This window comes from Aeromonas sp. TECH754 (assembly GCF_056279295.1).
Map to the genome: position 1 here is coordinate 3,984,411 of NZ_JBWBRA010000001.1, position 20,847 is coordinate 4,005,257.

Below are 20,847 nucleotides of genomic sequence, written 5' to 3' on the forward strand. Positions count from 1 at the left end.
ATGTCTATGCAACTGATCCCAGCCCACTGGGTGGTTCGTCGTTCCACCCCCTTCTTTACCCGCGCCAACGTGCCCGCCGCCCTGCTCAGCCACCACAACACCGCCGCCGGGGTGTTTGGCCAGCTCTGCGTGATGGAGGGGAGCGTCACTTACCACGGTTTTGCCAACGAGCAGGCGGAGCAACCTGAGCTGACCCTGGTGATCCACGCCGGCCAGTTTGCCACCAGCCCGCCCCAGTACTGGCACCGCGTCGAGCTGTCCGAGGATGCCCGCTTCAACATCCACTTCTGGGCCGAGCAGGGTTCGTCGGATCAGCCCCTGTTCAACAGCCGAAAATAAAATAAGGTTCAACAGCCGCAAGGGGTGAGCCTCCGGGGGATTGATCGGTACGAATGACCCCCATTGCCCATGCAGATCAAATTAATCAACTCAGATGTTGGTTACCCTGAGCCCCTGATCCGAATGAGTGCCGTGAGGGAAGAATGAGTGTGATCGAAGCCGTGACCCTGGCCTGTGGCCTGGTCTATCTGGTCCTGCTGCTGTGGCAGGGACGATCCGGTTGGTCATGGACTCTCTCCCTCGTGCTTGCCGGTGCCGCCTGGCTGGTGGCGGCGGACTCGGTGCTCTGGCTCTCGCTGGGGCTGGTGGTCGGCGGCCTCGGCCTGCTGCATCGCATCCGGCCCTTGCCGGCGCTGGCCGAGATCAACAGCCAGTCGCTGCGGGGATGGACCCGCCACCTGTTGCTGTTCTGCTGGGGGCTGGTGACGGTGCAGTACGGCGTCTATATCTGGCAGCTGGGGCAGACCCCCTGGCTGATGCGCCCGGACGTGGTGGACGGCTTCCTGCCCATCGCCGGTGGGCTCGGGCTGCGGGCCTGGCTGACTCAGGGACTGACGGATCCCCATCATCCGGCGGCGACCATCATAGTGCTGGTGCTCAGCCTGTCGGCCCTGCTGCTGGGGCGGGCGTTCTGCTCCTGGTTCTGCCCCCTCGGGTTGGTGGGGGAGTGGCTGCATCGGCTGCGCAGCCGCCTGTTGCCGGGGGACTGGACAGCGCCGCGCTGGCTGGATCTCGCCTTGCGTGGCCAGAAGTTTCTGGTGCTGGCTTTCCTGCTGTTTATCGTGCTGATCGCGGTGCCGAGCGCCGCCCTGCCCGGCTACTTCACCAGCCCCTACCATCAGGCGGCGGACATGAAGATGGGGGCCTTCTTCTTCAACCTGAACCTCCTCTCCGGCTTCTGCCTCGGCTGGGTGCTGCTGCTCACCGTCGCCTTCCGGCAAGGGTTCTGCCGCTACCTCTGTCCCTATGGCGCCTGGTTTTCCCTGCTCGGTCTCTTGACCCCGCTGCGCATTCGCCGGGATCCGGTCCGCTGCCTGCGCAGCCAGGGCCACGATTGTGACAAGTGCAGCCGGGCTTGCCCGTCCCGCATCCAGGTGCACCAGCGGATCGCGGTGCGCAGTCTGGAATGCACCAGCTGCCTGAGCTGCGTGGCCGCCTGCCCCAAGCGGGCCGATGCGTTGCACCTCGGCACGACCACTCAGAGACTCAGCCCCCGATGGCTGCTGGGGTTGCTCTGTCTGCTGCTGCTGGTCTTGCCGCTGCTCTCCTATGGCCTGCTCGATATCTGGGTCAGCCAGACCCCGCTGGAGCAGCGTTACTGGTTGCTGCAACAGCTGCCCTGGCTGAGCCATTGAGGCTGGCTCCGCAGGGAAGAATGGATGGTTAAATGGCGTTAACGGGGGAGTGAGCCATATATTGCGCTCCGATAAAACTGTTAGCGCCATCCCAAATATCTCATCTGGCAATTGATAATGAAGGGGCGCCCTCCATAATGAGGGCGTTAATTCGGCGTTGTTAATTCCAACCAGATGAGCAACAACATGGCTATCAAAATCGCTTCCCCCAAGTGGTTTACCCTGGATCACAAGATCGCCTTCTTCTTCCCGCTGTAATATCCCCGCGGCGTCTTCGCATTTATCGAGATGTGACGTACCCGCCAGAATTCCTGATCTGAAATAACTGCACTTTCGCTCGCCTTATTATTTGGCGAGGCGCCGTCGTGCATTCGAGTTTATTCCTCAATATCTGCCAACTGATTATTTTCGGCGGGGGGAGAGACTCATCCTGAATATTTGAAATAGGGTGTTTATATTATGGAAAACTTCAAGCATCTGCCCGAGCCGTTCCGTATTCGCGTCATCGAGCCGGTCAAGCGCACCACCAGAGCCTACCGGGACGAGGCCATCGTCCGGGCGGGCATGAACCCCTTCCTGCTGGACAGCGAGGACGTCTTCATCGACTTGCTGACCGACAGCGGCACCGGCGCCATCACCCAGAACATGCAGGCCGCCATGCTGCGCGGTGACGAGGCCTACAGCGGCAGCCGCAGCTACTACGCGCTGCAGCAGGCGGTGCAGGAGATCTTCGGCTATGCGCTCACCATCCCCACCCACCAGGGGCGCGGTGCCGAGCAGATCTACATTCCGGTGCTGATCAAGAAGCGGGAGCAGGAGAAGGGGCTGGATCGCAAGAAGATGGTGGCGCTCTCCAACTACTTCTTCGACACCACCCAGGGCCACACCCAGATCAACTGCTGCGTGGCGAAGAACGTCTACACCAAGGAGGCGTTCGATACCTCAGTCACCGCCGACTTCAAGGGCAACTTCGATCTGGTGAAGCTGGAGGAGGCCATCCTGGAAGCGGGCCCCGCCAACGTGCCCTATATCGTCAGCACCATCACCTGCAACTCGGCCGGCGGCCAGCCGGTCTCCATCGCCAACCTGAAGGCGGTGTATGAGATCGCCCGCAAGTACGACATTCCGGTGATCATGGACTCGGCCCGCTTCGCCGAGAACGCCTACTTCATCCAGCAGCGCGAGCCCGGCTACGCCGACTGGAGCATAGAGGCGATCACCATGGAGTCTTACAAGTACGCGGACGGCCTCGCCATGTCCGCCAAGAAGGACGCCATGGTGCAGATGGGCGGCCTGCTCTGCTTCAAGGACGACAGCATGCTGGACGTCTACACCGAGTGCCGCACCCTGTGCGTGGTGCAGGAGGGCTTCCCGACCTACGGCGGCCTGGAAGGGGGCGCCATGGAGCGGCTGGCGGTCGGTCTGCGCGACGGCATGCGCCAGGACTGGCTGGCCTATCGCATCGGTCAGGTGCAGTACCTGGTGAACGGGCTGGAGGCTATCGGCGTGGTGTGCCAGCAGGCCGGCGGCCACGCGGCCTTCGTGGATGCGGGCAAGCTGCTGCCGCACATCCCGGCGGATCAGTTCCCGGCCCACGCGCTGGCGTGTGAGCTCTACAAGGTGGCCGGCATCCGGGCGGTGGAGATAGGCTCCCTGCTGCTGGGGCGCGACCCCGCCACCGGCAAGCAGCATCCCTGCCCGGCGGAGCTGCTGCGCCTGACCATACCGCGCGCCACTTACACCCAAACCCACATGGACTTCGTCATCGAGGCGTTCGGCGAGGTGAAGAAGAACGCCAGAAACGTGAAGGGGCTCGACTTCCTCTATGAGCCGGCGGTGCTGCGCCACTTCACCGCCAGGCTGAAGGAGGTCGAACAGAGCAACCAGCCTGTCAGCAAACAGAATAAAAAATTAATGGAAGCATAACGAGTCAGGGGCACAGATTAATCTGTGCCCTTTTTTTCACAGCTTTGTGAAGTCGGGGAGTGATTGAACATGACAACCAAACCATCCGTGATGGGAGGGGCCTGTATTATTGCCAGCGTCTGTGTCGGCGCCGGCATGCTCGGCTTGCCGAGTGCGGGGGCAGGCGCCTGGACCAGCTGGTCATTCTTGGCCATTATCCTCACCATGATAATAATGACGGTCTCCGGTTGGATGCTATTGGAAGCATTCAAGCGTTATGAACTAACCGCCTCATTTAATTCGGTTACCAAGGATCTGCTCGGCCACAAGGTCAATATATTCAATAATCTGACCGTCTATTTCGTCGGTGGTATTCTGCTCTATGCCTATATCACCTCCTCAGGCCTGATCCTGAGCGGTCTATTCGGCATAGGGAGCCAGTTCGCCTCGGTGCTGTTCGTGCTGGTGTTCTCTTGGTTTGTCTGGCATTCCACCCGGGCAGTGGATCGCATCTCGGTGGTGCTGATCATCTTCATGGTGTTGAGCTTCGTGTTCGGGGTATCCGGCCTGGCCGCCAATATCGACACCGCCATGCTGTTCCGCTCCCTCACCGAGGAGATAAGCCAGGCCCCCTATGCCCTGGCCATGCTGCCGGTGGCGCTGACCTCTTTCGGCTATCACCATTCCGTGGCCTCGATGCGGGCCTACTACGGTGAGGAGCGCAAGGCCAAAAAAGCGATCCTCGGTGGCACCATCATAGCGCTGGTACTCTATTTGCTGTGGCTGCTGAGCATCTTCGGCAACCTGCCGCGCAGCGCGTTCGGTCCCATCATTGCCCAAGGTGGCGATGTGGACGTACTGCTCAAGGCGCTGGCCTCGGTGATCGAATCCAGGCAGGTGTCCCAGGCCATCAACCTCTTCTCCATGGCGGCCATCCTCTCCTCCTTTATCGGGGTAGGGCTCGGGGTGTTCGACTACCTGGCGGATCTGTTCAAGTTCGACAACAGCCGGCAGGGCCGCACCAAGTCCTGGGCGGTGACCTTCCTGCCGCCCCTGGTGCTCTCCCTGCTGTTCCCGTTCGGTTTCGTGGTGGCCATCGGTTACGCCGGGGCGGCGGCGACAGTCTGGGCCTGCATCATCCCCGCCCTGCTGGCGAAGAAGTCGCGGGAGGTCGCGGGCGAGGACAATGGGTTCAAGGCGCCGGGTGGCCAGCCCATGGTGCTGGCGGTCATCGTCTTCGGGGTGCTCACCGCCATCTTCCACTTGATGGCCATGGCGGGCATGCTGCCGGTCTACACGGGATGACGCGGAGCTATGACTGTCATCGCAACAAAACGGCGCCCTTGGGCGCCGTTTTCTCATGGCTGCGTCTGTGATCGTTGGCGCATAAACAGCGCCAGCATGATCCCCATGGCGATCAGCACCGCCAGGGAGGAGAGGGCGAGGACGGGATCGAGCCGCTCCGGCGGCATCAGCCGGCCATAGAGCAGGTAGAGCCCCGCCGACATCACCAGCGCCCCCAGCTGGTGCAGGTAAAACTGGACGCAGGCCAGCCGCCCGCTTGGGTTGCCGAGCCACAGCCGGTGGCAGAGCGCATAGATAAACGAGACCACGAAGCCGACCAGCATGATGTGGGCGTGGGTCACGTACTGGCTGTGATCCTTGCTGGCGGCCATATAGATGCCCAGTACCATGCCGAGCAGGGCATAGCAGAGGGCGCTGATGACGAACTTCCTGTCCATGGGTGGCTCCTTGCCGTGAAAACCTGCTTGAGTGTAGTTCCGCGCTTCCCGCAGACGGGGGCTCAGCGGGGAATAACCCCACAGGGATGACGTCAACATTTGATACCCGGGGGTGAGCAGGGTAAAGTCACACCCCCAAAATGGCGGCCCTGCTGCCATCTTGGGATCGGTAGCTAGCCTCAGCCACCTCTTGCCTCGTTGACACCGCAGCAAGCGGCTGGGCACCGAGAGTACAGATGAGCGCGATCTTACGATGACAACCGGCGTAGCAAATGCAACGGTCCGCGGTCGCGACCAGATCAACAATCGTCTTTGGGGAAGTAAATGGAACATAAACCATCGTTGGTGGGCGGGGCATGCATCATTGCCGGCGTCTGTGTGGGAGCGGGCATGCTGGGGCTGCCGAGTGCAGGCGCGGGTGCCTGGGCGCTCTGGTCCATGCTCGCGGTGGCGCTGACCATGGTGGTGATGACGGTCTCCGGCTGGATGCTGCTCGAATCCTATCGGGGTTATCCCCTGCGCGTCTCCTTCGATACCGTGACCCGGGATCTGCTGGGGAGCAAGGTCAACGCCCTCAACAATCTGAGCGTCTATTTCGTCGGCGGCATACTGCTCTACGCCTACATCACCTCGGCCGGCCTCATCATCGAAGGCATGACCGGGCTCGGCAGCCAGTGGGGATCGGTGCTGTTCACCCTGGGCTTCTCCTTCGTGGTGTGGCACTCCACCCGGGCGGTGGACCGCATCTCGATCCTGCTGGTGATCCTGATGGGGCTGAGCTTTGCCTTCGGCATCTCGGGCATGTCCATGAACATCCGTCTGGATCTGCTGCTGGATCGGTTCGGCGCCGAGCACAGCTACGCCCCTTATGCCCTGGTGATGCTGCCGGTGGCGCTCACCTCCTTCGGCTATCACCACTCGGTGTCGTCCATGCGTGCCTATTACGGTGAGGAGCGTCGCGCCAGCCGCGCCATTCTCGGCGGCACCGTGATCGCGCTCGCCTTCTACCTCATCTGGCTGGCCAGCGTGTTCGGCAACCTGCCGCGCAGCGCGTTCGGCCCGGTGATCGAGCAGGGTGGCAACGTGGATGCACTGCTCACCGCGCTGGGCTCGGTGATCGAATCCAAGGCGGTGGCGAGCGCCCTCAACGCCTTTTCCATGGCGGCCATCCTCTCCTCCTTCATCGGGGTGGGGCTCGGGGTGTTCGACTACCTGGCGGATCTGTTCAAGTTCGACAACGGCCGCAGCGGCCGCACCAAGTCCTGGGCCCTGACCTTCCTGCCGCCACTGCTGCTCTCCCTGCTGTTCCCGTTCGGCTTCCTGGTCGCCATCGGTTACGCCGGCGCCGTGGCAACCCTCTGGACTTGCATCATTCCGCCGCTGCTGGCCTGGAAGGTGCGCTCGACCAAGGGTGACAGGGGCGAGGGCTTCCGTGCCCCGGGCGGGGTGCTGATGATCGCCCTGGTGATCCTGTTCGGGGTGCTGACCGCCGCCTTCCACCTGCTCAACATGATGGGTTGGCTGCCCGCCTATACCGGCTGAAGAAGATGATTTTCAGCGCCCGTGTCGAGTCGGGGGAATAGCAAAACGGCGCCTGCGGGCGCCGTTTTTGTTGGTTTTAATGCTTTATGCTGCCTTGGCCACACCGATAGTCAGCCTGATCAGTAGTTTTGATACTGGGCAGCGGTAATGAATTGTCCGAAGGTCTCGCACCAGATGATCACGCTGTTGTAGTCGGCCGGGTTCACATCGCTTGGCAGGGGGACGATAAAGTTGTCGAAGGTCTTCACCGGCCCGATATGTACCATCTGCGGCTTCAGGTGGGCGAAGTCCGCCTCCGTCTCCACAAAGCTCGGCGACAGATAGAGCTGATAGTCGGGCCCAGGCGCCAGCTGGCCCATCAGGCTGATGGCGTCCGGCCCTATGCTCACCCGCCCCTCGCCCCAATGCAGCCGATCGCTGTCTTTCAAGTCCCGCTTGAAGGTGCCTTGATAGGTTGCCTGCGCCTGGCTGGCCGCAACCTGCTCGCCACTCGGGGCGGGTGGGGCTATCAGGATCGGCAGGGCATAGATGCCAGCCATAAAGCCCGCTCCCCCGATCAGTAGATGAGTGGCCAGCAGCAGGGCCAGGGTCTTGCGTCGCATAACGCCTCGCGCGTCGATGAATTAATGCCAACACACTAGCAGCGGGAGAGGGTCGTGCCCACTCCCCTGATACGAGGGCGCCGGGCTGGCGTACGCGAGAAGGACTTCATGTTGGCATTTGTAAAGAAGGAGCCTCATGGGCTCCTTCTTGCTGATCACACAGGCAATATTGGCGTCGGTTATCGAATGCCGACCGACAGGGAATGGGGCACCTTGGCGCCGTTACGGGCGGTGGCGCGCATCTGGTAGACCTGGATCAGGTACTTGCCCGACTTGGGCAGGGTGCCTTGCCATTGGGTGCCCACGTAGCCGTTGCCCAGGGCCGCGGCCTGGCCGGGCAGGTCGCCTGGCGCAAAGATGTTGAAGTTGGCATTGTTGCTGCCGATGATGTCGACCGTCATGGTCTGCCCGGCCTTGGCGCCCAGGGTGTAGTTGATGCTGTCATAACCGGAGAAGGTGCCATCGACCTTGGCGCTGTGCGCTCCCTTGGCGAATTGCACCGGCACTGTGGTCACCTTGTCTGCCGCCTGAACCGAGGCCGCCATCATCATGGCCAGCAAGGTGGCCGCTACTGCTTTTTTCATTGTGTACTGCTCCTGTGTCGGGCCCCTTGGCACGGGGCCTCGAGCGGAAGAGTTGCCTGAATGGTGATGGGATGCCATCGGATTGATGGCCCGCCCCGGCGCTCGATGCCACGGCGCGAGCGCTGGATGTTGCGAGATTTGGGGTCTGCGCAGACAGACATGGTGCTCTTTGGCTACAGGTCAGATAAACACAGCGTCAATGTGGTTTTATGCAGAAGATCCCTTGGTGCACGGGGCGCATTTGTCATCGTTGTGTTTACAAAGCAGCGAACTCAGTGCGGCGGTGAGCCTGCGACAGGATCGATCGTCAATCTGGGGTGAGCCGAGGGGCGCACGATCCCTGCTTGGCCCACGGCGGCGGGGTTCGACCGCGCTAATCGGCGCCTGCCCCCTTCGCCGGCAGCCGTGCGCCGCTGCGCAGCAGGGGCAGCTGATAGAGCACCAGGGCGCCGAGCACCAACCCGGCACCGGCCAGCTTGGCCGTGCCTAGGGCCTCCCCATAGCAGAGGGTGCTGAGCATCAGGGTCCAGACGGGTTCGAGCAGCATCAGCAACGCCGCATGGGTGGTGGTCATCTTGCTCAGGGCCAGGGTCAGCAGCAGGTAACGCAGGGTAGTGGCGAGCAGCACGCTGGCGGCAAACCAGCCCCAGATGCCGGGGCTGACAGAGGTCGGCCAACTCTCGGTCAGTAGTGAAAGCGTGGTGCCTATCAGGCCGGTCATGGCCAGCTGGATGCAGGTGAGCCAGCGCGGCGGGATCGACTGGGCGAAGTGACGATGGACCGCGAGCTGGGTGCCGAGCGCCATGGCGGCGGCCAAAAACCAGAGCAGGGAGCGGGAGACGCCCCAGTCGGTGCCGCTTGAGAGCAACAGCAGCCCCGCCACGGCCAGGGGCAATGTGGTCCAGTAGTGGCGGCCGGGGCGGGTCTTGAAGCCGACCCAGGCAGCCAGCGGTGCCATCAGGGTGGCGACGCTCATGATAAAGGCGCCGCTGCCGAGGGCGTCGCTCTGGCTGATGGCGGTCACCCAGAGCAGCAGGTTGAGGCCGAGCATTGAGCCACAGCCGAGGGCGCGCAGCAACTGGGAGCGGGTGAGCCCGGGTTCATGCAGCCAGGCCAGGGGCAGCAGGATCAGCGCCGCCAGCAGGAAGCGGCTGCCGATAAAGGCGGCGGGCGGCAGCTCGCGGATCGCCTCCTTGGAGAAGAACCAGCCGGCGGCCGCCAACAGGGTGGTGCAGATCATCAACAACAGGGGCGTGCGGTTCATGGGGTTGCCGTCGTATAACGTGAAAGAGGCTGGAACGAGTGAGGGATTGTACACGGAAACGGCGGGTATGCAGACGACACTGGCTTTGGCGGGCGTTCAAGCCAGCTGGAGAAAAGCCCCAATGATGATCATCACACGGGGCTTTTTATTGCGGCAGGAGGGTGATCACGGCAGCAGATTACTCGATGGCGGTCAGACGGAAGCCTTTGCCCTGCATGCACAGGTTGATCAGCTCTTCCTGCTGCTCTTCCTCGATCTTGTTGAGTTTGACCTGATATTGGCACTCGGACAGGGCATCCGTTCTCTGGGCCTCGGAGGCGCCCTCTTTCATATATTCACTGTTGGGAGTCGAAGAGCAGGCGCTCAGTACGAGTACGGCGCCAAGAATCATAAGGTGACGTTGCATACGGATGTCCTTTAACGTGATACAGATTGCAGATACGGAAAATATATTTATTGGTTGTGTTGGTTTTGATATTGACGTTTATTGTCAAATAAAAAATCGCCCACTGAGTGGCGCTATTATCTGTTTTTTTGAAATGTATCACCCTTTTATTTGAAGAATGGTGCTGACTCGACACTCTCGTTCAATTGAATGATACATACGGCATCATTATATCAACGCATGGATTTTTGATATTGACTGGAGCTGAATGAAAACGTTGAAAAATCATTGTTCTTTGCCGCCGGATCAAGCTCTGTGGTGCCTGATTCTGCCGATATAAGCTATCAGAGTCGCTGATCGACAGCCTCACTTGGCGTGAATTCCGATATTAGAGTCTTGGAAGCCAGATTACGCCGCACTAATTTCACTTAAAAATCTATGAGTGTTTTGTGAGTTACAACACGAAAAATCATGTTAATTAATGCTTATATTGATCCTGTTGTTATTTACAGGGAGAGTATTATGCAAGAGGCTCAATTCATAGATTCTATTCATGCTAAAACAAAGATTAAACTGACATTTTTTTCTAAAGAAGATGGTCGTAAATTAGCTCGCTTATGCGCTCCTATGGATTTCGGCCCTAGCCGTAGAACGCACAATAAAGATGATCGTTATCATCTTTGGGATTATGAAAGCGATGAAAAAAATCATGTTTTATCACTTTTACCGAACCAAGTAGTAAAAATGGAATTTTTAGACGAGTCATTTTGTCCAAGTGATTTTGTTACTTGGAAAACCAATTGGTTTATACCGAGAAATTGGGGAGTATACAGCTAGTTAATATATTTATTTGTAAAATAAAAAACGGCGCCGTTAGGGCGCCGTTTTTTATATCACTAACCCAGCTCACTTACTGCAACAGGGAGATATCCGCGACTTGCAGGAACAGGTTGCGCAGGTTGTTCAGCAGTGCCAGACGGTTGGCCTTGAGGGCCTCGTCGTCGGCCATCACCATCACCTCGTTGAAGAAGGTGTCGACCGGCTCGCGCAGGGCGGCCAGACGGGTGAGGGCGGCCTGGTAGTCACCGGCGGCAAACAGCGGGGCCAGCTCGGATTGCAGTGCTGCAACCTGAGTCGCCAGCGCCTGCTCGGCGGCATCCTGCAACAGTTCCGGTTTGACGGCAGTCGGCAACTCGCCTTCCACCTTGGCCAGGATGTTGCTCACGCGCTTGTTGGCGGCGGCCAGGGCCAGGGCGGCATCCAGGCTGCGGAAGTGGCTGACGGCTTTCACCCGGCGATCGAAGTCCAGCGGACGAGTCGGGCGGCGGGCCAGCACGGCCAGCACCACGTCGGCACCTATGCCTTCGTCCTGATAGGCGGCGCGGAAGCGGCCCAGCATGAAGTCGACCACGTCGGTGACGACGGTCTTGTTGCTCAGCTTGTCGCCGTAGACGCGCACCGCTTCTTCCACCAGTTCAACGAGATCCAGGTCCAGCTGCTTCTCGGTCATGATGCGCAGGGCACCGATGGCCGCGCGGCGCAGGGCGAACGGATCCTTGTCACCTTTCGGCAGCATGCCGATGCCGAAGATACCGGCCAGGGTGTCGAGCTTGTCCGCCAGCGCGACGGCGCAGGCTTCCAGCGCGGACGGCAGGGCATCGCCGGCGAAGCGCGGCATGTACTGCTCGTTCAGGGCCACGGCCACCACTTCGTCTTCGCCATCGTGACGGGCGTAGTGCATCCCCATGACACCCTGGGTGCTGGCGAACTCGCCGACCATGTTGGTCATCAGATCGCACTTGGAGAGCAGGCCGGCACGCTTGGCCTGAGTGACATTGGCGCCGATGCGCGCGGCGATGAAGCCGGCGACGGTCTCGATGCGCTCGACCTTGGCCTTGACGGTACCGAGCTGCTGCTGGAACAGCACGGTTTCGAGGCGCGGCAGGCGCGAGGCCAGAGTCTGCTTCAGGTCGGTCTTGAAGAAGAACTCGGCGTCAGACAGACGGGGGCGAACCACCTTCTCGTTGCCGCTGATGATCTGGCTCGGGTCCTTGGACTCGATGTTGGTGACGAAGATGAACTTCGGCAGCAGCTTGCCGTTCTTGTCGTAGACCGGGAAGTACTTCTGATCACCCTTCATGGTGTGCACCAGCGCCTCGGCCGGGACGGCCAGGAACTTCTCTTCGAAGTTGGCGGTCAGCACCACCGGCCATTCGACCAGCGCGGTGACTTCTTCCAGCAGGGCATCGTCCAGATCGGCGACGCCACCGAAGGCGGCAGCGGCCGCTTCGACGTCAGCCTTGATCTTGGCCTTGCGGGCCATAAAGTCGGCCATCACCATGCCGCGTTCCAGCAGGATCTGCGGGTACTGGCTGGCGTTGTCGATAGTGAATTCACTTTCGCCCATAAAGCGGTGGCCGCGGATGATGCGGTCGGAGTCGATACCCAGAATGGTGGCGGGTACCAGCTCGCCATCCAGCAGCAGGGTCACGGTGAACACCGGACGCACGAACTGGATGGTCTTGTCGCCCCAGCGCATCATCTTGGGGATGGGCAGCTTGGCCAGAGATGACGCTACAAGCTCACCCAGCAGCTCGCGCGCCGGACGGCCTTCGACCTTGGCGGTGTGAACCAGCCACTCACCCTTGTCGGTGACCATGCGCTCGGCCTGCTCAACCGTGATGCCGTTGCCACGGGCCCAGCCTTCGGCGGCCTTGGTCGGCTTGCCATCGGCATCGAACGCCTGGGACACGGCCGGGCCGCGCTTCTCGACGCTCTTGCTCGGCTGATCGCTGGCCAGTTCGCTCACCTTGAGCGCCAGGCGGCGCGGTGAGGCAAACCATTCGACGTCGCCGAAGGCCAGATCGGCCTTGGTCAGCTCGGCTTTGAAATTGTCGGCAAAGGCTTCGGCCAGGGAGCGCAGGGCCTTGGGGGGCAGCTCGGCGGTGCCGATCTCTACCAGAAATGTATGTTGTGCCATGTCCGTTCCTTAACCTTGCTGCTCGTTGTTGCCACGCTGACACATGGGGAAGCCCAGCGCCTCGCGGGAGGCGTAGTAAGCCTCGGCCACGGCCTTGGTCAGGGTGCGAATGCGCAAGATGTAGCGCTGACGCTCGGTGACCGAGATGGCCTTGCGGGCATCCAGCAGGTTGAAGGAGTGCGCGGCTTTCAGGATGCGCTCGTAGGCGGGCAGCGGCAGCGGTGTTTCCAGTGCCAGCAGGTGCTGGGCTTCCTTCTCGTACTGCTCGAAGCAGTGGAACAGGAAGTCCACGTCGGCGTGCTCGAAGTTGTAGGTAGATTGCTCCACCTCGTTCTGGTGGAACACATCGCCGTAGGTGGTCTTGCCCAGGGGGCCATCGGACCACACCAGGTCATAGACGCTGTCCACGCCCTGGATGTACATGGCCAGGCGCTCGAGACCAAAGGTGATCTCGCCGGTGACCGGCTTGCACTCGAGGCCGCCCACCTGCTGGAAGTAGGTGAACTGAGTCACTTCCATGCCGTTGAGCCAGACTTCCCAGCCCAGACCCCAGGCACCCAGCGTCGGGTTTTCCCAGTTGTCTTCCACGAAGCGGATGTCGTGGATCTCGGGGTCCACGCCCAGCTCTTTGAGGGAGCCGAGGTAGAGTTCCTGAATGTTGTCGGGGGACGGCTTGATGATCACCTGGAACTGGTAATAGTGCTGCAGGCGGTTCGGGTTCTCTCCGTAGCGGCCATCGGTCGGACGGCGGGACGGTTGCACGTAGGCGCAGGCGATGGGCTCTGGCCCTAAGGCGCGCAGGCAGGTCATGGGGTGGGAGGTACCGGCACCCACTTCCATATCCAGCGGCTGAATGATGGTACAGCCCTGGCGGGACCAATAGTCCTGCAGCTGCAGGATCAGGCCCTGAAAGGTTTTGACATCGAATTTTTGCATAGTATTTTTCGCGCGAAGTGAAATCAGAGCAAGATTTGCTGAATGTGAACCGAAGGAGTATACCGTCTGGCATGGTCGGATAATAGGCGAAATTGTAGGGGATTCATGGGGCGGCGCTGTGCCGGGCCGGGTTGGCCTGGGCTTGTTGCCCCGTCGTATGGCCGCCAAAATCCCTCGCCTGACAGAGATGAAATCACAGGAGACGAAGAATGGAACTGCGCTGCGCCTGGGTGACCAAGGACCCGGAATATATCGAATACCATGACAAGCAGTGGGGGCGGCCGGTGCGCGACCCGCGCGAGTTGTTTGCCAAGCTCTGCCTCGACGGTCAGCAGGCGGGGCTCTCCTGGATCACCATTCTCAAGCGCACCGACAGCTACTATCGCGCCTATGCCGACTTCGATCCCAATCTCATCATCCGCTTCGACGAGCAGGATGTGGCGCGGCTGATGCAGGACAGCGGCATCATCCGCAACCGGTTGAAGGTGCAGTCGATCATCAAAAACGCTCGCGCCTATCTGGCGCTGGAGGCGCAGGGCATCGACTTCGCGGATTACCTGTGGGGCTTCGTCGGTGGCGCGCCCATCGTCAACCAGCGCCAAGGCAACGGCGATATTCCGGCCACCTCACCGGAGTCGGATGCCATGGCCAAGGCCCTCAAGAAGCTGGGCTTCACCTTCGTCGGCAGTACCATTTGCTACGCCTTCATGCAGGCCGTGGGGATGGTGAACGATCATCTGGTGATCTGTCCCTGTCATGCCGCCTGCCAGCAGGGCTAGGGCGGCGCGGGAGTGAAGCAAGCAGGGAGGCCAATGGCCTCCCTGCTCGTTTTTCGGCCTTGGGAAGGCGGGTCTTCGAGCTTCAGCTCGCCAGGATCTGACGTCATGACGAAGGGATTCAAAAAGCCCGGTTTCCTCGCGTTGAGCAGACCGCTTTGCCGCGCCACCATGCAGGCGCCGGGTTTGAGGAAGGAGCACCGCGTCGCCGGCCCCGTCACGCCGTCTGGGGCCAGGGCCAGAGGCCTGCTTTTCGGCGGCCTGTACAGCCGGCATACAGTAACTGCTGCTCAAAATTGGGACATTCATCACGAGGATTTACCTATGTCACTGAACTCATTTCGCCACCGTACCCTCGGCACCCTGATCCTGGCGGGTTGCTCCCTGCTGGCGACCCTGCCCGCCCAGGCGGCCGATCGCCAAGACGCCCGTGATGTTCGCCAGGAAGTTCGTCCCGAGATCCATGAGGCCAAGGTCGATTGTCGTCAGGCCAACAACAAGGACAACTACGAGTGCCGTCAGGACAAGCGTGAAGTGAAGCAAGACGTACGCGAGAAGTCCCGCGACGTCAGAAACTGATCCGTCGTCCAGGACCGTAGCCACCTCAACCCGAATAACCAGGGAGCCTCGATATGAACACAACCACTCCTCACTATGCCCGTAGCGCGCTGCTGTCAGCCCTGTTGGCCGGTTGTTCCCTGTGGGTAGCCCTGCCGGCCCAGGCCACCGAGCAAGCCAGTCAGCGCCGCGATGCGCGGGATCTGCGCCAGGAAGTCCGCCAGGAGTCACGCGAACAGAAACGTGACTGCCGTCAGGAAGAGTTCCTTGGCAACGCCGATTGCCGCCAGGAGCATCGTCACCACAAGCAAGATGCGCGCGAAGCGGCTCGCGATATCAAATATTGAAGCCGGGATGGGATCGTTCCCCCCGCCATTAACCCTTATTTATTGGAGTTCCCATGACCATTTCCATCTCTCGTCTGAGTGCCACCCTGCTGACCGCTTGCACCCTGTTCGCCGCCGTACCGGCCCAGGCCACCAATCAGGGTGAGCAGCGTCAGGATGCCCGCGACATCCGTCAGGACGGCCGTCAGGAATCTCGTGATGCCAAGCAGGAGTGCCGTGAGGGCGTGGTGGGCAATGCCGATTGCCGTCAGGACAACCGCGACAACAAGCAGGAAAATCGCGACGAGGCTCGCGACGTCAAGTATTGATAGCGAGGGCTGACCAGCCCGGCGCCGGGCCCCGTATATAATTGAGATACGCCGATCCGCTGCGTTTCAGCCATTTCAGGAGTCACCATGAAGAAACTTGTATTGATGTTGCTGGCGGCCACCGCCCTGTCGACGGTCCTGCCTGTACAAGCTACCGAGCAGGCCAGGCAGCGTCGTGAAGCCCGCGATGTGCGTCAGGATACCCGTCAGGATTCCCGCGATGCCAAGCAAGATTGCCGCAATGGCCTGGTGGGCAACGCCGATTGCCGTCAGGAACACCGCGACAACAAGCAGGAAGGGCGCGACCAGGCTCGCGACATCAAATATTGATTCACTGCCCTCATGGGCAGGCAATGGGATCGATGAACAGGGGGGCTCAGGCCCCCCTGTTCATTGTGTGAATATTGTGTGCATGGTGGCAATGCGCGCGCGTCACACTCTGGCGTCCCTCTGAGGTAGAATGCGCGACCATCCGGCCCGAGTCGGTTTTTTCAGAGGTATTTTCCATGCATTTCAAGAAACTCGTTCCAGCGCTTGCACTGACCATCGCCATGACCGGCTGTACCACCAATCCCTATACCGGCGAATCCCAGACCTCCAAGGGCGCCTGGGGTGCACTGGCTGGCGCCGCCACCGGTGCCGCCGTGGGGGCACTGTCCTCCAGCAAGGGTGATCGCAAGAAGGGCATACTGACCGGCGTCGCCGCCGGCGCCGCGCTGGGTGGCGGCATCGGCTACTACATGGACGTGCAGGAAGCCAAGCTGCGCGAGAAGCTGCAAGGCACCGGCGTCAGCGTGACCCGCAACGGCGATCAGCTGATCCTCAACATGCCGAACAACGTCACCTTCGACAGCGCCAGCGCCCAGCTGAAGGCGGCCGGTGCCAACACCCTGGCCGGCGTGGCCATGGTCGTCGCCGAGTTCGACAAGACCCGCCTGAACGTGGTCGGCCACACCGACAGCACTGGTTCCCGCGATCTGAACATGAAGCTCTCCGCCCAGCGCGCCGACGCCGTCGCCGCCCAACTGATCGGCCAGGGCGTGACCGGCAGCCGCATCGCCACCAGCGGTGTGGGCCCGGATCAGCCGGTCGCCAGCAACAGTACCGCCGAAGGCAAGGCCCAGAACCGCCGGGTGACCATCACCCTGACTCCAACTGCCTGATAGCGCTTCGGATCGTGCAAACAAAAAGGCCCCGCCAGATTGGCGGGGCCTTTTGCTATGAGTGCAGTGGCCCGATGTTATCGGCACTCTTTCCTCCCTTCTCCCCTCGCGGGAGAAGGGCCGGGGATGAGGGGCAGCGATTTGCCTGCCTATCGTGGAGATAGATCCCTTTCGGTTTACACCGCCGCCGTCAGCTGAACTTCGACCTTGTAGCCTTCGTGAGCGAGACGGGCCTGCACGCAGGCGCGTACCGGTGCGGTACCGGCCGGGATCCAGGCATCCCACTGGGCGTTGAAGGCGCCGATGTCCGCAATGTCTTTGAGATAGATGTTGGCCATCAGTATCTTGTCGACCCCGGAGCCATTGGCCTCCAGCAGGCGCTGCAGGCTGGTCAGCACCTCGCGGGTCTGCTGGTGAATGTCGGCTTCATCCGTGGCGGGGATTTCCACCACGTAGAGGGTGCCGTTGTGGATGACCACGTCTGACCAACGCTGGGTGGTGCCGATTCGGGTGATGGCTGTCATGGATTCTTCCTGCATGGAGATCATTGACCCTTGCGGATCAGATAGCGGTAAGGGGCCTGCTCGGTTTCGCTGGCGATCAGGGTGTGATCCATGAAACGGCAGAAACTGGGGATGTCGCGGGTGGTGGAGGGATCGTCGGCGCTGACCAGCAGGGTCTCCCCCTCAGCCATCAGCCGCACTTTCTTGCGAACCATCATCACGGGTTCCGGGCAACGAAGCCCGATTGCGTCCAACTCATGAGTCGCATTGCAGATTAACGTAGTCATTAATAATCAACCTTCAGCCGCACTTTCTTGCGCGCCATCGTCACGGGTTCCGGGCAACGAAGCCCGATTGCGTCCAACTCATGCGTTGCGTCGCAGAATAAAGCACTCATCAATAATCAACCTTCAACCAATTCAGCTGCCAATGATACTCACGGCGAAAAAATAATCAAACAACAGGGCTGTTATGCAGCATATGTAACCAAAATGTGATCTGGCCCTATCCAGCCCCCGCCCGATGAGTAATATAAAAATTGAACCATATTCAACAAGGAGGTGTGAATATGCAGGTCTCCTACGGCAGATTACAAGCCTACGCAGGCATGGGGTTCTTGTCGTTCGCCATGATAGTGCTGGGCAGCCCGATCGGAAACACCGGCACCTGGTTCGGGTCCATGGTGATGATAGGGCTGGGGCTCTGGATCGAGCTCAGCGACTACTACGACGAGGATGAGGACGACAACGATCGCTCCTGAACATTCAGGTTTCGATGACTCAAAGGCGGACCAGGTCCGCCTTTGTTATTTCTGCTCGGCGCCGGAGCGGGTCGAGCGCATGGCCCGCTCCAGTTGCAGCGCCGTCTGCTCGGGGTCGGCCCGGGAGTCGTTGAAGAAGCTGCTCAGCACATCCATGATCGCCTGGCGCATGTTGGTCGGCACCGCCATCCCCTCCGCCATGCTGGGCAGCAGGTTGCCGCCCTGTTCCGCCAGCTGGAAGTCCTGATAGGCGCGGATGGCGCAGCGATCGAACTTGCTCATGTCCGGCTCGGTGATGGCGGGAATGGAGCCCTTCACCCGGTTGAACTCCTCCTGGAATTTCGGCGTCATCAGCAGCTGGGCCAGCTCGCCCTGGGCCTGCAACTGGGCGGGATCCCGCTGCTTGAACATGGCGATGGAGTCGAGGTTGTAGCTGAACATGCCCTGGCTGCCGGGGCTTGGCAGGCATTCGATGTCCTCGCCGGGTCGGTAGTTGCCGGCGCTCAACTCTCCCTTCACCCAGTCGCCCATGATCTGCATGGCGGCGCCGCCGCTCTCCAGCAGGTTGGTGGCCTGGTGCCACTTCAGCCCGGCGTATTTCTCGGGCACAAAGCCGCGCAACTGGCGGAAGCGGGTCAGCACCCGCACCATGTCGGGCCCGGTCAGGGTGGCTTCATCCTGTGCCAGAAACGCCTTGCGATAGAATTCCTTGCCCCCTTCGCCCAGCGCCACCGTCTCGAACAGCACCGCCAGTTGCCAGGGTTCATTGCCGATGGCGAGCGGCGCCACCCCCTCTGCCTTGATCTTCTCCGCCACCGCCATGAACTGGTCCCAGTCGGTCGGCGGTTGCAGCCCCAGCCGCTCGAACACCTTGCGGTTGAGCCACAGCCAGTTGACGCGGTGGATGCCGGTCGGAACTGCCATCAGGGCGCCGTTCTGGCTGAGGGTCTCCCGCACCATGGGGGAGAGCTGGGGGTACCAGCCGAGGTGCTCGGCCATGGGGCTGAGATCGCGCAGGAAGCCGAGGCTGGCCCACTCGTGCAACTCATAGCCCTTGAGGTGTGCCGCCTCCGGCGGATTGGCCGCCAGTGCCCGGCTTTTCAGTACCGTCATGGCACTCTTGCCGCCACCGCCCTGTACCGCGAAGTCGTTCCACTGGTTGCCGCGCTCGGCCCATTCCGACTTGAGCACCTCCACCGCCTTGGCTTCGCCGCCGGAGGTCCACCAGTGCAGCACCTCCACCTGGGCGGCACCGACGGGCAGGGATAACAGGGCGATGACAGAAAACGACAACCACTTCATAAGGTTACTGCCTTGGTAGGGAAAGAGTGGCCTGCAGGCCCCCCTGGGGACGATTTTCCAGCACCAGATCGCCGCCGTGGGCGTGGGCTATGTTGCGGGCTATGCCGAGGCCGAGCCCGGTGCCGGCCGCATCCGTGCTCAAGCGGTAATAGGGTTCGAAGATCCGTTCGAGCTGATCTTCCGGCAGGCCCTGACCCTCGTCCATGATGAACAGGATCAGCATCTCCTCGTCATCCATGGCGATGATGCGCACGCGCTGGCCATACTTGATGCCATTGTCCACCAGATTGCCGATGCAGCGCTTGAGCGCAAGCAGCTTGCCGCGATAGGGCCACTTGCAGTGCCCCTCGATGATGAGCAGGTCCTGGTGCAGGTTCATGGACTCCGCCATCTGCTCCAGCAGGGCGTTGACGTCGATAAGCTCGAGGTTCTCGTGAATGTCGGTCTCCTTGACCGTCTGCAGCGCCCCTTTCACCATCAGCTCCAGCTCGTCCAAGTCCTTGTTGAACTTGCCGATCTGCGCCTCGTCATCGAGCAGCTCGACCCGCAGCCGCAGCCGGGTGATGGGGGTCTTGAGATCGTGGGAGATGGAGCTGAACAGCCGTTCCCTATCGTCGATGAAGCGGCGGATACGCTGCTGCATGATGTTGAAGGCGCGGGTCGCCGCCACTATCTCGGAGGCCCCCTCCTCCTTGAGGGAGGGCTGATCGATATCCTTGCCGAGGTTGACCGCCGCCTTGGCGAGGCGACGCAGGGGCCGGGTCTGCCAGCGCACCAGCAGGAAGGTGAAGAAACAGAGGAACACCGTCATCAGGGCGATGAAGCGCACCTGGTTGCTTGGCATCACGGTATCGTCGAGAGTCATGTAGGGGGCGGGCAGCAGGGCCGCCAGATAGAGCCACTCACCCGGCTCTATCTCGATCTGGGTCACCAGCACCGGCGGATTGATCGGCTCAAGCGACAGGGTGTAGCGTGCCCAGGAGGAGGGCAAGTCCGCCAGCAGGGTGTCGTTGTTGAAGACGTGCAGCTCCTCGGGACGGGAGAAATCCACCTTGATGGCCATGGCATCGGAGAGCTTGCGACTGAGCACCTCCTGCACCTCTCTGAGCACCAGCGTCTTGCGCTCGCTCTCGGGGATGGCGCTGATGTGGATCTCTTCCTCGTTCAGGGACACGAAGAAGCGGCTGCCGCCCATGTTGCGCAGCTGGTCCAGCGCGATGTGGCGGTATTGCAGCGGCAAGGATTTGAAGAAGCTGACGGTGGAGGCGGCCGACAGCGCCAGGTTGCGGGTGGTGCTGAGCATCCCCTCCAGCTCCCGCTTCTGGATCTGCTGCATCCAGATGCCGGTGAGTATGGTCTGGGAGAGCAGGATGGCGAGCAGCAGCAACAGCAGCATCCGCGACAGCAGGGAGCGCGGCACCAGCGCCTGCCAGAAGCGCCGGCCTTTCATGGGAGCTCGTGCCACTTGTCGTTCAGCCTGTCGTCGTCGCCATGAA

The 20,847-nt window shown here is 61.0% G+C and carries 25 protein-coding genes; 14 read left to right on the forward strand and 11 right to left on the reverse strand.

The genetic code is table 11. The annotated features are described in order from the left end of the window. The 5 genes from ACZ9IL_RS18205 (at position 1) to ACZ9IL_RS18225 (ending at position 4,904) form a co-directional block, all read left to right on the forward strand. A complete protein-coding gene (locus tag ACZ9IL_RS18205) occupies positions 1–339 on the forward strand; it encodes a TehB family protein (protein ID WP_476004732.1) in 339 nt (112 codons plus the stop codon). Positions 340–482: 143 nt separating this feature from the next. After that, on the forward strand, positions 483–1,694 hold the full coding sequence (locus ACZ9IL_RS18210) for a 4Fe-4S binding protein (protein WP_476004733.1): 1,212 nt from the start codon (positions 483–485) through the stop codon (positions 1,692–1,694). A 186-nt stretch (positions 1,695–1,880) separates the two neighbouring features. After that, positions 1,881–1,952 carry a tryptophanase leader peptide gene (tnaC, locus tag ACZ9IL_RS18215; protein WP_476005377.1) on the forward strand — a complete coding sequence of 24 codons (72 nt, stop codon included), beginning with the start codon at positions 1,881–1,883 and terminating at the stop codon, positions 1,950–1,952. A 201-nt stretch (positions 1,953–2,153) separates the two neighbouring features. Next, on the forward strand, positions 2,154–3,620 hold the full coding sequence (gene tnaA, locus ACZ9IL_RS18220; protein ID WP_476004734.1) for a tryptophanase: 1,467 nt from the start codon (positions 2,154–2,156) through the stop codon (positions 3,618–3,620). 69 nt (positions 3,621–3,689) lie between these two features. After that, positions 3,690–4,904 (forward strand): aromatic amino acid transporter, encoded by a 1,215-nt coding sequence (locus ACZ9IL_RS18225; protein WP_476004735.1) that lies wholly within the window; start codon positions 3,690–3,692, stop codon positions 4,902–4,904. Between the two features lie 53 nt (positions 4,905–4,957). Here ACZ9IL_RS18225 and ACZ9IL_RS18230 read toward each other — a convergent pair whose 3' ends face one another. Beyond that, a complete protein-coding gene (locus ACZ9IL_RS18230) occupies positions 4,958–5,341 on the reverse strand; it encodes a TonB-dependent receptor (RefSeq protein ID WP_476004736.1) in 384 nt (127 codons plus the stop codon). A gap of 324 nt (positions 5,342–5,665) precedes the next feature. Here ACZ9IL_RS18230 and ACZ9IL_RS18235 point away from each other — a divergent pair, with 324 nt between their 5' ends. Next, positions 5,666–6,883, forward strand: coding sequence for an aromatic amino acid transporter (locus ACZ9IL_RS18235; RefSeq protein WP_476004737.1), 1,218 nt, complete (start codon positions 5,666–5,668; stop codon positions 6,881–6,883). A gap of 119 nt (positions 6,884–7,002) precedes the next feature. Here ACZ9IL_RS18235 and ACZ9IL_RS18240 read toward each other — a convergent pair whose 3' ends face one another. From ACZ9IL_RS18240 to ACZ9IL_RS18255, 4 genes are all read right to left on the reverse strand, one after another. Continuing rightward, complete coding sequence (locus ACZ9IL_RS18240) at positions 7,003–7,485, reverse strand: DM13 domain-containing protein (RefSeq protein ID WP_476004738.1); 483 nt, start codon at positions 7,483–7,485, stop codon at positions 7,003–7,005. A 179-nt stretch (positions 7,486–7,664) separates the two neighbouring features. Then, positions 7,665–8,069, reverse strand: a complete 405-nt coding sequence (locus ACZ9IL_RS18245) for a g-type lysozyme inhibitor (RefSeq protein ID WP_476004739.1) — start codon at positions 8,067–8,069, stop codon at positions 7,665–7,667. A gap of 373 nt (positions 8,070–8,442) precedes the next feature. Beyond that, positions 8,443–9,333 (reverse strand): DMT family transporter, encoded by an 891-nt coding sequence (locus tag ACZ9IL_RS18250; protein ID WP_476004740.1) that lies wholly within the window; start codon positions 9,331–9,333, stop codon positions 8,443–8,445. 178 nt (positions 9,334–9,511) lie between these two features. Next, the gene (locus ACZ9IL_RS18255; protein ID WP_476004741.1) at positions 9,512–9,739 is read right to left on the reverse strand and encodes a hypothetical protein; all 228 of its coding nucleotides are present in this window, start codon (positions 9,737–9,739) and stop codon (positions 9,512–9,514) included. A gap of 450 nt (positions 9,740–10,189) precedes the next feature. Here ACZ9IL_RS18255 and ACZ9IL_RS18260 point away from each other — a divergent pair, with 450 nt between their 5' ends. Then, a complete protein-coding gene (locus tag ACZ9IL_RS18260) occupies positions 10,190–10,555 on the forward strand; it encodes a hypothetical protein (protein ID WP_476004742.1) in 366 nt (121 codons plus the stop codon). Positions 10,556–10,628: 73 nt separating this feature from the next. Here ACZ9IL_RS18260 and glyS read toward each other — a convergent pair whose 3' ends face one another. Together glyS and glyQ are read right to left on the reverse strand one after the other, a co-directional pair. Then, entirely contained in the window at positions 10,629–12,698 is a 2,070-nt protein-coding gene (glyS, locus tag ACZ9IL_RS18265; RefSeq protein ID WP_476004743.1) for a glycine--tRNA ligase subunit beta, read from the reverse strand. 9 nt (positions 12,699–12,707) lie between these two features. After that, a complete protein-coding gene (glyQ, locus tag ACZ9IL_RS18270) occupies positions 12,708–13,634 on the reverse strand; it encodes a glycine--tRNA ligase subunit alpha (RefSeq protein ID WP_476004744.1) in 927 nt (308 codons plus the stop codon). 209 nt (positions 13,635–13,843) lie between these two features. Here glyQ and ACZ9IL_RS18275 point away from each other — a divergent pair, with 209 nt between their 5' ends. From ACZ9IL_RS18275 to ACZ9IL_RS18300, 6 genes are all read left to right on the forward strand, one after another. Next, positions 13,844–14,413 (forward strand): DNA-3-methyladenine glycosylase I, encoded by a 570-nt coding sequence (locus ACZ9IL_RS18275; RefSeq protein ID WP_476004745.1) that lies wholly within the window; start codon positions 13,844–13,846, stop codon positions 14,411–14,413. Positions 14,414–14,734: 321 nt separating this feature from the next. Next, positions 14,735–14,989, forward strand: a complete 255-nt coding sequence (locus ACZ9IL_RS18280; RefSeq protein ID WP_476004746.1) for a hypothetical protein — start codon at positions 14,735–14,737, stop codon at positions 14,987–14,989. 53 nt (positions 14,990–15,042) lie between these two features. Further along, positions 15,043–15,315: a hypothetical protein gene (locus ACZ9IL_RS18285; RefSeq protein WP_476004747.1), complete on the forward strand. Its 273-nt coding sequence runs from the start codon at positions 15,043–15,045 to the stop codon at positions 15,313–15,315. A 53-nt stretch (positions 15,316–15,368) separates the two neighbouring features. Continuing rightward, positions 15,369–15,623, forward strand: a complete 255-nt coding sequence (locus tag ACZ9IL_RS18290) for a hypothetical protein (protein WP_033132544.1) — start codon at positions 15,369–15,371, stop codon at positions 15,621–15,623. Between the two features lie 87 nt (positions 15,624–15,710). After that, entirely contained in the window at positions 15,711–15,953 is a 243-nt protein-coding gene (locus ACZ9IL_RS18295; protein WP_476004748.1) for a hypothetical protein, read from the forward strand. Between the two features lie 176 nt (positions 15,954–16,129). Next, positions 16,130–16,786 carry an OmpA family lipoprotein gene (locus tag ACZ9IL_RS18300; RefSeq protein ID WP_476004749.1) on the forward strand — a complete coding sequence of 219 codons (657 nt, stop codon included), beginning with the start codon at positions 16,130–16,132 and terminating at the stop codon, positions 16,784–16,786. A gap of 176 nt (positions 16,787–16,962) precedes the next feature. Here the strand turns inward: ACZ9IL_RS18300 and ACZ9IL_RS18305 are convergent, their stop codons facing one another. Together ACZ9IL_RS18305 and tusA are read right to left on the reverse strand one after the other, a co-directional pair. Next, a complete protein-coding gene (locus tag ACZ9IL_RS18305) occupies positions 16,963–17,310 on the reverse strand; it encodes a RidA family protein (RefSeq protein ID WP_476004750.1) in 348 nt (115 codons plus the stop codon). Between the two features lie 20 nt (positions 17,311–17,330). Continuing rightward, positions 17,331–17,576, reverse strand: coding sequence for a sulfurtransferase TusA (gene tusA / locus ACZ9IL_RS18310; protein WP_476004751.1), 246 nt, complete (start codon positions 17,574–17,576; stop codon positions 17,331–17,333). Positions 17,577–17,857: 281 nt separating this feature from the next. Between tusA and ACZ9IL_RS18315 the strand changes: the two genes are divergently transcribed. Beyond that, positions 17,858–18,049 carry a hypothetical protein gene (locus tag ACZ9IL_RS18315; RefSeq protein WP_476004752.1) on the forward strand — a complete coding sequence of 64 codons (192 nt, stop codon included), beginning with the start codon at positions 17,858–17,860 and terminating at the stop codon, positions 18,047–18,049. A 45-nt stretch (positions 18,050–18,094) separates the two neighbouring features. On the opposite strand, the gene ACZ9IL_RS18320 is transcribed toward ACZ9IL_RS18315, so the two are convergent. Then, entirely contained in the window at positions 18,095–19,351 is a 1,257-nt protein-coding gene (locus tag ACZ9IL_RS18320) for an ABC transporter substrate-binding protein (RefSeq protein WP_476004753.1), read from the reverse strand. Positions 19,352–19,355: 4 nt separating this feature from the next. Next, positions 19,356–20,801 carry an ATP-binding protein gene (locus ACZ9IL_RS18325; protein ID WP_476004754.1) on the reverse strand — a complete coding sequence of 482 codons (1,446 nt, stop codon included), beginning with the start codon at positions 20,799–20,801 and terminating at the stop codon, positions 19,356–19,358. Positions 20,802–20,847 lie beyond the last annotated feature (46 nt).